The sequence below is a fragment of the Janthinobacterium sp. PSRC1-1 genome (assembly GCF_049897525.1).
GTDB lineage: Bacteria > Pseudomonadota > Gammaproteobacteria > Burkholderiales > Burkholderiaceae_D > Janthinobacterium > Janthinobacterium tructae.
This window is the reverse complement of sequence record NZ_JAFCWK010000010.1, coordinates 79,824-93,382: the sequence shown is the minus strand read 5'-3', so window position 1 is coordinate 93,382 and position 13,559 is coordinate 79,824. Positions and strand designations below refer to the sequence as shown.

Sequence of the window (13,559 nt, the reverse complement as noted above, 5' to 3'; positions counted from 1 at the left end):
TGATCGCGCAATCATGTGCGCTTGTCTACAAAATTGTATAAATATCAAAATTGCATCAGACGCCAGGCGAACAATCGGCGCAGCCGGGCGCGTGTTCCGGGTCTTTGTCCAGGTGCAGCGCCAGCTCGCGCAAGGCCGTGCGCACGCCTTCCTCGATGACGGGGTGGTAAAACGGCATGTCGAGCATGGCCGGCACCGTCAGCTGCGCCTGGCATGCCCAGGCCAGCAGATGGCCCAGGTGTTCCGCCCGAGGGCCGATCAGTTCGGCGCCGAGAAAACGCTTGCTGCCGAACTCCGCATACACGCGCAGCAAGCCCTGGTTTTGCAGCATCACGCGGCTGCGGCCCTGGTTGCCGAACGACACGGCACCAACGGCGAAGCGGCCCGCGTGGCTCACGCACAGTTGCTGGTAGGTGGCGCCCAGGGTGGCGATCTGTGGCTCCGTGAAGGCGATCGTCAACGGCGTGCGGCGCAAGCCCGGTTTGACATCCGGAAAGCGCGCCGCGTTCTCGCCCGCGATGCGGCCCTCGTCGGCCGCCTCGGGCAACAGCGGCAAGGCGTTGTCGGCATCGCCGGCGATGAAGATGGCGCTCTTGCCGCACTGCATGGTGTGCCGGTCATGCAGGGGAATGCCGTGGCGGTCGAGCTCGATTTGCGCCGTGTCCAGGCCGATCTGGTCCACGTTCGGACGGCGGCCGATGGCGGCCAGCAGATACGCGAACTGCTCGGTTTTTTCCTGACCATCGCCATCGCGGCTGGTGAGCACAATGCCGCTGCCATCCGGCGTTTTTGCCACGTGCGCCACGCTGGTCTGGAAGCGGATATCGAGTTCGCGCGCCAGCACGGCATCCGCCTCGCGCAGCACCAGCGGGTCCGTCAGCTGCGCGATCTTTTTGCCGCGCGCAAACACGGTCACGCGCACGCCCAGCCGCGCCAGCGCCTGGCCCAGTTCCAGGCCGATGACGCCGCCGCCGACCACGGCGACCGATGGCGGCAAGTCCGTCCACTCGAACACGGCGTCGCTGGTGATGACCCTGTCGCCCGCCGCCTGCCACTCGGGCGGCACGATGGCCGTGGAACCGGTGGCGATCACCACGCTGGCCGCTTCCACCAGCGTGTGTTCATCGACTTGCAATTTTCCGGGGGAAATAAAACGCGCATGGCCGCGCAGTTTTTCTTCCTCGGGGATGGCGTTGACGCCGTCGAGGACGAAGCCGACAAAGCGGTCGCGCTCGCTGCGCACCCTGGCCATGACTTGCCGGCCATCGATGCGCACGGGGCCAGGATGCACGCCAAACGCCGGCGCGGCAGCCACGGCATGGGCCGCCTCGGCCGCCGCGATCAAGAGCTTGCTGGGCATGCAGCCGACCCTGGCGCAGGTCGTGCCGTACGGCCCGCTTTCGATCATCAGCACGCGCTTGCCCTGCATGCGCGCCGCCTTGTGCGCCGTCATGCCGGCCGTGCCGCCGCCGATCACGGCCACATCCACTTGTATCGTCTTCATGCTGCTATCCATCCATTGAGGTTGCTCACAGCGTTCGATACTACCCGTTTGCCGAAAATAAGGTTTTACTTTGCTGCAATATATGTATTAGTATAACTAATCATTTTCAAAATTTATAAGCTGAGCTAATGGGATCACTCGATTATCGCGCGCTGGCCGTGCTGGACGCCGTGGCCAGCCATGGCAGTTTCGACAAGGCCGCCCTGGCGCTGGGCATCACCCAGTCGGCCGTCTCGCAGCGCATCAAGGCGCTGGAAGACGCCAGCGGGCGCTTGCTGATCATCCGTGGCCAGCCGGCCGTGCCGACGGGCCTGGGCCAGCGCCTGATCGTGCATCACCGCAACGTCAAGCTGATGGAAGCGTCGCTCGACATCGACCTGGGCAACAGCGTCAGCATGCCGGAAATCGCCATCGCCATCGATGCCGACAGCCTGGCCACCTGGTTCCCCGACACTTTATACGCCCTGCTGGCGCCGCCGCGCTGCCAGCTCGACGTGCGCCTGGCCGACAGCGACAGCGCCTTGCAGATGGTGCGCGACGGCTCCGTGTTCGGCTGCGTGGCGGCCGAGTCCGGCACAGCACTGGACGCGGCGGCGGCCACCAGCGTCACGCCGCTGGGCACCCTGCGCTATGTCTGCGTGGCCACGCCCGTGTTTGCGGGCCACTGGTTCGGCGATGGTTTCAGTGCCGAGGCGGTGCAGCTGGCGCCGGCCGTGGTGGGCCAGCACGGCTTGCTGGCGCGTTTTCTTGCTGAACAACTCAATTTGCGCGAAGCGTTTCCACACCACACCTTGCCGGTGGAAGCGGCGCGCCGCGCCTGCGTGCTCGATGGCCTGGCCTACGGCCTGATGCCGCAGCGCCTGGCCGCGCAGGCGCTGGCGACGGAGCGTCTAGTCGATCTGCTGCCGGGCCGCACCCTGAACTTACCGCTGAGCTGGCATGCGTGGACCCTGGACACGCCGTTTACCAAGCTGCTGTCCGAGCAGATCGTCAAGTCGGCGCGCGACTATCTGAACTAATTGAGTGAGTTAACTTAGATATCGAGCGGGTCCACTTCCAGCGACCATTTCACGCGCGACTTCATGGCGCGCAGCTCACTTAACCATTCTTTTAAAAACGCCTGCAGCGCGGGCCGCGAGGGCGATTCCAGCAGCAGCTGGGCGCGGTCCACGTTGTAGACGCGCGTCATGCTCATGGGAATCGGGTCATTGATGGTCACCTGCGGGTGTTCCATGCACTCTTTCGCCGCCTGCAGGAACTCGATGGCCGTGGCCAGCTCGGGCGCCTCGGCGCGCAGCAGGGCCTGGAACAGATACGGCGGCAGCGCCGCCTGCGCCCGCTCTTCCAGCAAGGTCGTGGCGAAATGGTCGTAATCGTGGTTGACGACGGCGTCATACAGCGGATGGCGCGCATAGCGCGTCTGGATCAGCACCTCACTGACGCTGCCGCCTTCCGTCTGCGCGGCGCGCCCGGCCCGGCCCGCCACCTGCATGAGCTGGGCGAACAGCCGTTCGCTGGCCCGGTAATCCTGCGAAAACAGGGCCGTGTCCGGATTCAAAATGCCGACCAGGGTCAGCTTTTTGAAATCGTGCCCCTTGGCCACCATCTGCGTGCCGATCAGGATATCCACTTCGCCCCGGTGCACGCTGTCGAACGCTTCCTGCGCGCTGCCCTTCTTGCGCGTGGAATCGGCATCGATGCGCAGAATCCGCGCCTCGGGAAACAATTGCTGCAAACCCTCTTCCACCCGCTGCGTGCCGCGTCCCAGCGGCTGCAGATCGACGTTGCCGCAGGTGGGGCAATGGCGGGGAATGCGCAGTTCCAGGCTGCAATGGTGGCAGCGCAGCCGGTGTTCCGGCTTGTGCAGCACCATGAACGAGGTGCAGCGCGTGCAATTGCTGATCCAGCCGCACGATTCACAGCAGATGACGGGCGAATAGCCGCGCCGGTTCAAAAACAGCAGCGACTGCTCACCGCGCTCCATGCGCAGTTTCAAGGCGGCGACCAGATGCGAGGTCAGGCCATCTTTCGGCTTGTCGCGCTCCATGTCGAGGATCTTGACGCGTGGCAACACCGCATTCTTGACGGCCCGCTCGCGCAGTTCCAGCTTGCGGTAGCGCCCCGTCTGCGCGTGGTGCCAGCTTTCCAGCGAGGGCGTGGCCGAGCCCAGCACGATAGGAATCTGCAATTGCCAGGCGCGCCACACGGCCAGGTCGCGCGCCGAATAGCGCAAGCCTTCCTGCTGCTTGTAGGAAGGATCGTGTTCCTCGTCGATGACGATCAGTTTGAGTTTCGGCAAGGACGCCAGGATGGCTAATCTCGTGCCGAGCACGATGCGCGCCTGGCCCCGGTGGGCGGCCAGCCAGTGCAGCATGCGTTCGCCTTCGGACAGGCTGCTGTGCAGGGTGGCCAGCATGACGCCGGGAAAGCGCGCGCGGATATTGCCTTCCAGCTGGGGCGTCAGGTTAATTTCCGGCACCAGGATCAGGATTTGCGCATCGTCCTCGCGCGCCAGCACCTGGGCGCAGGCTTGCAGATACACTTCCGTCTTGCCGCTGCCCGTCACGCCGTACAGCAGGGTCGGCTTGAAGCCTTGCGCGCCGCCGATGGCATCGGCCGCTTCCTGCTGGGCGGCATTCAGTGCCGGCATGTTCAGCGGCGTGCCATCGTGCGCATCGGCCAGCTTGGCCAGCTTCTTGATGGCACGGTCCAGTGCCACGGTGGTGAGCACGCGCAGATTCTTCGGCAGACCCGGCAGCGCCACCTCGCCCAGCGGACGCTGGTAGTAATCGGCGGCGAAGGCGGCCAGCGCCAGCCACTGCTCCGACAGCGGCGCCAGCTGGCTGCGCACGGCCAGCACGTCCTTCAATTTCGCGGCGGGCACGTCGGTACTGCTTGAGATGCCGACGATCAGCCCCATCACCTCGCGCCGGCCGAACGGCACCAGCGCCAGTTGCCCCACTTGCGGCAGCGGCACGGCAGCGTCCGCATCCGCCGCCGCGTTCCAGCGGTAGTCGAACAGGGCGTTCAGGGGCGTGTCGAGCGCGATGTTCAGGATGCACGACGTCAAAATGCGCTGCGACATGGGGGTTTGGCCTATCTTCATAAAAAGCGCGCGGCAGGGTCAATCGCGCGGCGGGAGGTCAGGCATCAAGCCAGCGGGCCATGATACTTGTTTCGTCCGCCAAACGCCTAACAGCAGGCAGGACAGCGTGGCATCATGCCTGAAGAAAATTCTGTGGATAACTTTGTGGACAAAGCAAAATTAACTTTCATAAAAATGTGGACAGAAAATTTTGATCGCCGTCAAGAGGGGCACGCAAGAAAAATTAACTATTTAAAATCAATGACTTAAAAATTGATCCCCGGAAGGCGATAAATCCGTGGGGCATTTCCGCCGCTGTGCATAACTGAACCATTTCTGATTTTTTTGTACAGGAATAAGCACCGTTTTGATGCATGCCCTGCGCAAAAATCTCCAGCATAGGCGGCAAAGTTGACAATTGCCGGGCAAGCGTTCGGTTTTACCCGCCGGGCGGCGAAACATTGTTCAATGATTATGCAGTGCAACATGCACTTCAGGTACACCCTGAACATCGACGCTAAGTATCGGTTAACAAAATACTTTTCAGTTTTATCCACAGAATCTGTTGATAACTTTGTGGACAATGAAGGAACAAGGCTGGCCAACGGAAGAATAACCTTATCAATTGCAACAAAGTCCGCCGGGCAAGGCATTTTTTATTTCTTAATAATCAAGCACTTGCAGAGTATCCCCGGGCATGGCTTTTCAACTGCCTCTTATTTCCGCAGCAAAAAAAATTGTGCATAAGTCGGTATTTCTTGCTAAGGCGCAGCAAAGAAAAAGGCAGGCTTTCGCTGGAAAGCCTGCCTCTGTGCCCCTGTGCCAAGGCAATGCGGTGAAATTACTGGCCGCTGCGCATGGCGCGGCTCATGCTGTGCACGGCTTCCACCATGGCTGCCACCGATTCCGGCGGCGTGAACTGGGAAATGCCATGGCCCAGGTTGAACACGTGGCCCGTGCCTGCCGACGGCGCGCCAAAGGCGTTGAGCACTTTCGCCACTTCGGCGCGGATCTGCTCGGGGCTGGCGAACAGGATGGCCGGGTCGAGATTGCCCTGCAAGCCGACTTTATGGCCCACCAGCTGGCGCGCACGCGTCAGGTTGACGGTCCAGTCCAGGCCCACGGCATCGGCGCCGATGTCGGCGATCTGTTCGATCCACTGGCCGCCGCCCTTGGTAAACACGATGGCAGGGATTTTCACGCCATCCTTGTCGCGTTTCAATTGCGCCACCACTTGCTGCATGTAGGCCAGCGAGAATTCCTGGTAGGCGCCATCGGCCAGCGCACCGCCCCACGAGTCGAAAATCATCACGGCTTGCGCGCCGGCATCGATTTGCGCATTCAGGTACTGCGCCACGGACGTGGCGTTGATGGCCAGGATGTGGTGCATCAGGTCCGGGCGGTTGTACAGCATCTTCTTGATGGTATGGAACTCTTTCGAGCCGCCGCCTTCGACCATGTAGCACGCCAGGGTCCACGGGCTGCCGGAAAAACCGATCAGCGGCACGCGGCCATTGAGTTCCGTGCGGATTTGCGTGACGGCCTTGAAAACGTAGTCGAGCGACTCCAGGTCCGGCACTTGCAAGGCCTTCACATCCTGCTCCGTGCGCAGCGGACGCTCGAACTTCGGACCTTCGCCATCGGCGAAATACAGGCCCAGGCCCATCGCGTCCGGCACCGTCAGGATGTCGGAAAACAGGATGGCCGCGTCGAGCGGGAAACGCTCCAAGGGCTGCAAGGTCACTTCGGTGGCGTAATCGGGATTCTTTGCCAGGCCCAGGAAGGAGCCGGCCCGCTCGCGCGTGGCGCGGTATTCGGGCAGGTAGCGGCCCGCCTGGCGCATCAGCCAGACAGGGGTGTGCTCGGTCGGCTGGCGCAACAGGGCGCGCAGGAAAGTATCATTCTGGAGCGGAGCAAATTGTGGCATGGCAGGCAATCGAGCTTGGAGAAGCGGTATTATCGCATCCAATCGCCAGCAAATCATTGATTCAGGTGCCGCTTTGCAGCATTTGCCACGCACAGCGATGACTTTCGTTGTGCCGGCCCTTCCTTTATGATGATGCACGCCGCCGCGCTGCCTGACGCCGCCTGGAGGCCCCCCTTTCCACCACGACACGGAGCCCGCATGACCTCGACCGCATCCAGCACCCCTTATGGCATCTGGCCATCGCCGATCAGCGCGGCCATCGTCGCCGCTGGCGCCTCGCCGCTGACGCAGCTGGCCCTGGGCGGGGCGGATGGCGCCGACGTGTTCTGGCTGGCCGGGCGCGCCAGCGAGGCGGGCCGCAACACCCTGCTGCGCCAGCGCGGCGCGCGCGTCGATGAACTCACGCCGGCGCCGTTCAATGTGCGCACCCGCGTGCATGAATACGGCGGCGGCGCGTATGCCGTGGCCGGCGATACCGTGTATTTTTCGCATTTCGCCGACAATTGCCTGTACCGCGTGGCCGGCGACGCCGCACCCGCAGCGTTGACCACGGGCGGCAACACGCGCCATGCGGACTTCGTCGTCGATGCGGCCCGTGCCCGCCTGATCGCCGTGCGCGAGCAGCATCCGGACGCAGGCCATGCGCATCCGGAAAACTGCCTGGCCGCCGTCGGCTTCGACGGACACGAGACGGTGCTGACGCGCGGCCACGACTTTTATGCGGCGCCGCGCCTGTCGCCGGACGGCAGCCAGCTGGCCTGGATCAGCTGGGACCACCCGCGCCTGCCGTGGCAAGGCACGGAACTGTGGCTGGCCGATGTGCACGCGGACGGCAGCCTGGGGTCGCCACGCCTGATCGCCGGCGGCGCGCGCGAATCGATTTGCCAGCCGGAATGGTCGCCGAATGGCTTGCTGCACTTCGTTTCCGACAGCAGCGGCTGGTGGAATCTGTACCGCCTGCACGGCGCCGACATCGAGGCGCTGTGCCCGATGGAAGCGGAATTTGCCACGCCGCACTGGACCTTTGGCGCCAGCATGTACGGTTTTCTGTCCGACGACGAGATCGTCTGCACGTATATCCAGGCGGGCATCAGCTACCTGGCGCAATTGAGCGTGGCCGAGGCGAAACTGGAGCCGATTCCCCACCCGTACCAGGAAATCCGCGAACTGCGCGTGGGCCCCGGCTTCGTCGCGTTGCTCGGCGGCAGCCCCACCATCGCGCTGGAACTGGCGCGCATCGACCTGTCGAACCACGAACTGGAAGTGCTGGCGCAATCGATCACGCAATTGCCCGCGCTCGACTACCTGTCAGTGCCGCGCAGCTTGAGTTTTCCCAGCAACAATGGCCGCACGGCGTACGCCTTCTTTTATGCGCCGCACAACACCGACGTGCAGGCGCCGGCAGGCACCTTACCACCCGTCATCGTCATCAGCCATGGCGGCCCCACCAGCATGGCCAGCAATACATTGAAACTGGCGACGCAGTACTGGACCAGCCGCGGCATCGGCGTGCTCGACGTCAACTATGGCGGCAGCAGCGGCTTCGGCCGCGAATACCGCGACGCGCTGCGCGGGCAGTGGGGCATCGTCGACGTGGAAGACTGCATCGCCGGCGCGCGCTACCTGGCCGCCAACGGGCTGGCCGACCCCGAGCGCCTGATCGTGCGCGGCGGCAGCGCGGGCGGCCTGACGACCCTGTGCGCATTGACCTTCCACGACGTCTTCAAGGCGGGCGCCAGCTACTACGGCGTGTCCGACCTGAAGGGCCTGGACGACGATTCGCACAAGTTCGAATCGCGCTATACCGATTATCTGATCGCCCCCCAGCCGCAGGCCGAAGCGCTGTACCGCGAGCGCTCGCCCATCCACCACACGGATAAATTGTCGCGCCCGATGATCTTCTTCCAGGGCCTCGATGACAAGGTGGTGCCGCCGCAGCAGTCGCAGCTGATGGTCGACGCCCTGCAGGCGCGCGGCGTGCCCGTCGCGTATGTGCCGCTCGAAGGCGAGGGACACGGCTTCCGCAAGGCGGAAAACATCGTGCGCACCCTGGAGGCGGAACTGTATTTCTACCAGCGCGTGTTCGGCCTGCCCGTGGCGGCCGGCGAACCGCCCGTGCAGATCGCCAATTTGCCCGCATGACCGATCCGCATCTCGACCAGCTCCTGCTTGACGAATTCGCCGCCCTGGAGCAGCACGAACGGATGATCCTGGCCCTGCTGGCCATTGCGGGCGAGCCGGTGGGCAAGCATGCCGTGTATGAACACTTGCAGCGCGCCAATATCGTCGAGCCGGACGGCACGCCGTTTGCCCTGCTCACCGTCACGGGCATGCTGCAGCATTTGACGCGGCACGCGCTGGCGTCCGAGGTGGTGGGACGCGGCTATGCCTGCGAAGCGAAGCTGCGCTGGCCCGCCATGCGCGCAGCCATCGAACACCTGGCGTTCCGCGACCTGTGCCAGGCCATCGAAACCATCAACCCCGTGCGCCGCAACTGGGATGGCTATGTGGAATTGCGCAGCTACCGGCAAGGCGTGGCGCGCCTGCGCATCGCCCTGTTGCGCAATGACGAGGTGCGCCAGGTGGCCGCCATCCTGGCCGCCTGCATGGCGTGCTATGAAGCGCAACAGCTGCATCCGCTGATCGAGATCTTCGGGCGGCCGTTCGAGCCCGAGATGCTGTCTTTCGTCATGCCGCAACTGCAGGATGACATCCTCGCCGTGCTGCTGGGCAACGCCCCGCGCGAGCCGGCCACGGCGCACGCCATCCGCAGCTATGCGCGCGCGCACCACGCGCGCCAGGCGGCGGCCGGCGACCATATCGGCGCCGCCCTGCCGCTGGCCCTGGCCGAAGACGCCCTGCTGTGCGGCGAACTCGACGCCGCCGCGCGCTACCTGGCAGGCCAGCAGGGGCCGCAGGCGCTGTTTGTCGACAGCAGCATCGCCCTGTTGCGCGGCGAACACGCGCACGCCGTGGCGGGCTTCGACACGGCCCTGAAAGGACTGCGCAAGGAGGCGGGCAGGCGCAAGCTGTGCTTTACGGGCATCGGCGGCCACCTGTACGTGCTGGCCCTGCTGCGCGGCAACGACGCCAAGCTGCTGAAAAGCGCGGAAACCTATCTCGATATCGCGCTGCATGCGCAGCCGAACCACGACAGCATCGTCTATCAGCAGTTGAATACCTTGCGCCTGGTGCGTGCCGGCGTCATGCTGGCGGAAAGCATCCCCACGCGCAGCTGGGAAACGGGCTTGCAGGCGCAGCTGTTTCAGGCCTTGCTGTACTACTGGCTGGCGCTACCGCAATTGAGCGAACGCAAGGATCAATTGCGCTTGCTGGTGCAGCAAGCCGATGCGGCCGGCTACGACCTGATCGCCGCGCAGGCGGCCGGCTTGCTGGGCTTGCTGGGCGAGCCGCAGCAGGAGCGCTATGCGACGTCCAAGCGGGCGCAGCACGGCTTGACGGACATGGCGCCGTGGTTCGAGCGCCAGGAAGCGTGGCAGCGCCAGTTGAGCGCGCTGATCAACCTGCAGCAGAACGCGCCCGCCGAAGCCATCGGCAGCGTCTCGCGCCTCGTGTGGCTGGTGGCGTTCGACCCGCGCTTTGGCTTGACGGCCGTGGAAGTGCGCGAGCAGAAACGCGACGCGCGCGGTGGCTGGAGCAAGGGCCGCGCCATGGGCCTCAAACGCCTGGCCGAAGAGGCAGGCGACATCGATTTCCTTACGCCGCAAGATGCCCGCGCGGCGGGCAGCATCGCACCGTTCAAACAATATTATTCATCGGCGCCGCGCTTTGAAATCGAGCTGGACAAGGCCGCCATCTTGCTGGTGGGCCACCCGCTGGTGTTCTGGCTCGACCATCCCGACACGCGCGTGGAACTGATCGCCGGCGCGCCCGAGCTGCTGATCAAGTCGCACGAGGGGCAGCTGTGGCTGGGCATGCAGCCGCCATTACCCGACAACGGCGGCAACGTCGTGGTGCAGCGCGAGACGCCGACGCGCTTGCGCGTGGTGCACATCCTCGACGAGCACCGGCGCATCGGCGCCATCGTGGGCCTGGGCCTGTCCGTGCCCCTGCATGCGGAAAAACAGGTGATGCAGGCGATCGGCGCCATTTCATCGATGGTCACCGTGCAATCGGATATCGGCGGTGGCGCCGGCGACGCGGAAGTCATCACGGCCGACCACCGCCTGCACGTGCACCTGCTGCCGTATCAGCAAGGTTTGAAAATGCAGATTTTAGTGCGCCCCCTGCTCGACAACGGCGCCTATTACGCGCCCGGCAGCGGTGCCGAAAGCGTGTTTGCCGACGTGGCGGGCCGCGCCGTGCAGGCACGGCGCGACCTGAACGGGGAACGCGAAGCGCAGCGCCAGCTGATCGGAAAATGCCTGGTGCTGGAAGAGGCGGAAGAGGAACACGGCGAGTGGCTGCTGGGCCAGCCAGCGCTGGGCCTGCAACTGCTGGTCGAGCTGCAGGCGCTCGATCCCGCTGGCATCGTTCTGGCCTGGCCCGAAGGCGAAACCATGCGCGTGTCGAAACGCATCGACAGCGGCCAGATGCGCCTGAATATCAAGAGCGAAAAAGACTGGTTTGCCGCCAGCGGCGAAGTGCAGATCGATGAAGACAAGGTGATGGACTTGCGCGCCCTGCTCGACTTGATGCAGAACAATAAAAGCCGCTTCGTGGCCCTGGGAGACAACCAGTTCCTGGCCCTCAGCGACGAATTGCACCGCCGCCTGTCGGAACTGGCCGCGTACGGCGAGGCGCATGCCGATGGCGTGCACATCCACCCGCTGGCCGCCTTCGCGCTGGAAGAGCTGGCCAACGATGCGGGCGGCGTGAAGGCCGACAAACTCTGGCGCGAACACTTGCTGCGCCTGCGCGCCCTCGACGATTATCAACCGCAGCTGCCCAGCACCCTGCAGGCGGACTTGCGCGACTACCAGCTGGCCGGCTACCAGTGGCTGGCGCGCCTGGCGCACTGGGGCGTGGGCGCCTGCCTGGCCGACGACATGGGACTCGGCAAGACGCTACAGGCGCTGGCGCTGATCCTGGCGCGCGCGCCGAACGGCCCCACCCTGGTGGTGGCGCCCACGTCCGTGTGCATGAACTGGATCAGCGAAGCGCAGCGTTTTGCGCCCACCTTGAAGGTCAAACTGTTCGGCAGCGGCGACCGCGCCGACATGCTCGATACCTTGCAGCCGTTCGACCTGGTGGTGGCCAGCTATGGCTTGCTGCAGCAGGAAGCGACCCTGTTTGCCGGCGTGCGCTGGCATACCATCGTGCTCGACGAAGCGCAGGCGATCAAGAATGGCGCCACCAAGCGCTCGCAAGCCGTGATGGCCTTGCAAGGGGACTTCCGCATGCTGGCCAGCGGCACGCCGCTGGAGAACCATCTGGGTGAATTATGGAATTTGTTCCGCTTCATCAACCCCGGTTTGCTGGGTACCCTCGACCAGTTTAATTTGCGCTTTGCCGGGCCGATTGAGAAAGATCAGGACAAGCGGGCGGCGGCCGGCGCGCGCTTGCGGCTGCGCCGCCTGATCGCACCATTCATCTTGCGCCGCACGAAGACGCAAGTGCTGTCCGAATTGCCATCGCGCACGGAAATCGTGCTGGAAGTGGAACTGTCGCCGCAGGAAACGGCGCTGTACGAATCGTTGCGCCGCGAAGCGCTGGAAAAGCTGGCCATGGTGGAAGGGCCGGCGTCGAAGAAGGCCATCCAGATCCTGGCGGAAATCATGAAGCTGCGCCGCGCCTGCTGCAATCCGCAACTGGTGGCGCCGGAACTGGGCCTGGCCAGCAGCAAGCTGGCGGCCTTCGCCGAGCTGCTGTCGGGCTTGCTGGAAAACCGCCACAAGGTGCTCGTCTTCAGCCAGTTCGTCGACCACTTGAGCCTGATCCGCCAGCACCTGGAGCGGCATGGCGTCAGTTACCAGTATCTCGACGGCAGCACGCCCATGCAGGAGCGCAAGCGCCGCGTCGATGCCTTCCAGGCGGGAGAAGGCGACGTTTTCCTGATCAGCCTGAAAGCGGGCGGCATGGGCATCAACCTGACGGCGGCCGATTACGTGATCCACATGGATCCGTGGTGGAATCCGGCCGTGGAAGACCAGGCCTCGGACCGCGCCCACCGCATGGGGCAATTGCGTCCCGTCACGATTTACCGCCTGGTGGCGAAACACACGATCGAGGAAGGCATCGTCGAATTGCACCAGCACAAGCGCGACCTGGCCGACAGTTTATTGGAAGGCAGCGACGCGGCTGCGCGCATGTCGGCCAGCGACATGCTGGGCATGCTGCAGGAAGGCTTGAAGCAATGAGATTGAAAAAATGCGCGGCGCCACCGCGTTCCATGCGATGATCGTTTTTCCCTGTTTTTATCCCACGCCATGACCGACTTTATCGCCACCAGCGCCGGCCAGCGCGCCACCTTTTTGTGCGGCAAATCCTGGACCGCCTACGTCAGCACCTTCGTCATTGCCGTGCTGCTGTTCTTTGCCGCCCTGCCGCTGGCCTTCAAGTACAACGCGCGCGCCGCCTTCGTCGTGCTGATCGGCTCGGCCCTGATCGTCGGCTACCGCCTGCTGACCATCCGCAGCTATCAGCTGTACATTGATGAGGCGGGCGTGTGGCTGGCCTCCGGCATCTTGCCGTGGAAAAAGAAACTGATGGGTGTCAAATGGCGCGACATGGATGAAGCCGTCTACGAAACCAATTTCTGGAGCTGGCTGTTCCAGTCCTACACGGTGCGCGTCAGCCAGCGCTACACGCAAGACATCGAAATCCACGCCACCGGCATGGCGCGCGGCAAGGATGCCGTGGCGGCCATCAATGCGCGTCAGCAGGAGCTGCTGCAAGGCAGCGCCATCGTCGTCTAGCGGGGCCGGCTGGCTTGGCAAAAAACTGCGCAAGCGCGGCAATTAATGCTAATCTTTGGCCGCCCTGGCAAGCAAAGCCAACCTTTCAATAGTTGTTTGTTACTTATATTATCAGTTTATTATTTTCTGATGAGGGCAAACAACAAAATATTCAAGAGATAAACT

8 protein-coding genes are annotated in these 13,559 nt (G+C 63.8%); 5 read left to right on the top strand and 3 right to left on the bottom strand.

The window, feature by feature from the left end; translation table 11 throughout:
- Window positions 1–55: 55 nt before the first annotated feature.
- Entirely contained in the window at window positions 56–1,504 is a 1,449-nt protein-coding gene (locus ACP7DW_RS20795; RefSeq protein ID WP_426056477.1) for a dihydrolipoyl dehydrogenase, read from the bottom strand.
- A gap of 128 nt (window positions 1,505–1,632) precedes the next feature.
- Between ACP7DW_RS20795 and ACP7DW_RS20790 the strand changes: the two genes are divergently transcribed.
- Window positions 1,633–2,523 carry an ArgP/LysG family DNA-binding transcriptional regulator gene (locus ACP7DW_RS20790; RefSeq protein ID WP_426056478.1) on the top strand — a complete coding sequence of 297 codons (891 nt, stop codon included), beginning with the start codon at window positions 1,633–1,635 and terminating at the stop codon, window positions 2,521–2,523.
- A 14-nt stretch (window positions 2,524–2,537) separates the two neighbouring features.
- On the opposite strand, the gene ACP7DW_RS20785 is transcribed toward ACP7DW_RS20790, so the two are convergent.
- The gene (locus ACP7DW_RS20785; protein WP_426056479.1) at window positions 2,538–4,589 is read right to left on the bottom strand and encodes a primosomal protein N'; all 2,052 of its coding nucleotides are present in this window, start codon (window positions 4,587–4,589) and stop codon (window positions 2,538–2,540) included.
- 135 nt (window positions 4,590–4,724) lie between these two features.
- Here ACP7DW_RS20785 and ACP7DW_RS20780 point away from each other — a divergent pair, with 135 nt between their 5' ends.
- On the top strand, window positions 4,725–4,859 hold the full coding sequence (locus tag ACP7DW_RS20780) for a hypothetical protein (RefSeq protein WP_257572239.1): 135 nt from the start codon (window positions 4,725–4,727) through the stop codon (window positions 4,857–4,859).
- Between the two features lie 571 nt (window positions 4,860–5,430).
- Here the strand turns inward: ACP7DW_RS20780 and hemE are convergent.
- Window positions 5,431–6,516: a uroporphyrinogen decarboxylase gene (gene hemE / locus ACP7DW_RS20775; RefSeq protein WP_071075009.1), complete on the bottom strand. Its 1,086-nt coding sequence runs from the start codon at window positions 6,514–6,516 to the stop codon at window positions 5,431–5,433.
- 198 nt (window positions 6,517–6,714) lie between these two features.
- On the opposite strand from hemE, the gene ACP7DW_RS20770 reads away from it, so the two are divergent.
- The 3 genes from ACP7DW_RS20770 to ACP7DW_RS20760 all read left to right on the top strand — a co-directional run bounded on the left by ACP7DW_RS20770 (window position 6,715) and on the right by ACP7DW_RS20760 (window position 13,394).
- On the top strand, window positions 6,715–8,658 hold the full coding sequence (locus ACP7DW_RS20770; protein WP_426056480.1) for a prolyl oligopeptidase family serine peptidase: 1,944 nt from the start codon (window positions 6,715–6,717) through the stop codon (window positions 8,656–8,658).
- A complete protein-coding gene (locus tag ACP7DW_RS20765; protein ID WP_426056481.1) occupies window positions 8,655–12,836 on the top strand; it encodes a DEAD/DEAH box helicase in 4,182 nt (1,393 codons plus the stop codon). The genes ACP7DW_RS20770 and ACP7DW_RS20765 overlap by 4 nt, the downstream gene beginning before the upstream one ends.
- A 69-nt stretch (window positions 12,837–12,905) precedes the next feature.
- Entirely contained in the window at window positions 12,906–13,394 is a 489-nt protein-coding gene (locus tag ACP7DW_RS20760) for a hypothetical protein (protein ID WP_426056482.1), read from the top strand.
- The last annotated feature ends 165 nt before the right edge of the window (window positions 13,395–13,559 follow it).

Excerpts from the sequence above, each read along its gene's own strand:
- hemE (WP_071075009.1), bottom strand. The coding sequence starts at position 6,516 with ATGCCACAATTTGCTCCGCTCCAGAATGATACTTTCCTGCGCGCCCTG.
- ACP7DW_RS20785 (WP_426056479.1), bottom strand. The coding sequence starts at position 4,589 with ATGTCGCAGCGCATTTTGACGTCGTGCATCCTGAACATCGCGCTCGAC.
- ACP7DW_RS20765 (WP_426056481.1), top strand. The coding sequence starts at position 8,655 with ATGACCGATCCGCATCTCGACCAGCTCCTGCTTGACGAATTCGCCGCC.
- ACP7DW_RS20770 (WP_426056480.1), top strand. The coding sequence starts at position 6,715 with ATGACCTCGACCGCATCCAGCACCCCTTATGGCATCTGGCCATCGCCG.
- ACP7DW_RS20790 (WP_426056478.1), top strand. The coding sequence starts at position 1,633 with ATGGGATCACTCGATTATCGCGCGCTGGCCGTGCTGGACGCCGTGGCC.
- ACP7DW_RS20760 (WP_426056482.1), top strand. The coding sequence starts at position 12,906 with ATGACCGACTTTATCGCCACCAGCGCCGGCCAGCGCGCCACCTTTTTG.
- ACP7DW_RS20795 (WP_426056477.1), bottom strand. The coding sequence starts at position 1,504 with ATGAAGACGATACAAGTGGATGTGGCCGTGATCGGCGGCGGCACGGCC.
- ACP7DW_RS20780 (WP_257572239.1), top strand. The coding sequence starts at position 4,725 with ATGCCTGAAGAAAATTCTGTGGATAACTTTGTGGACAAAGCAAAATTA.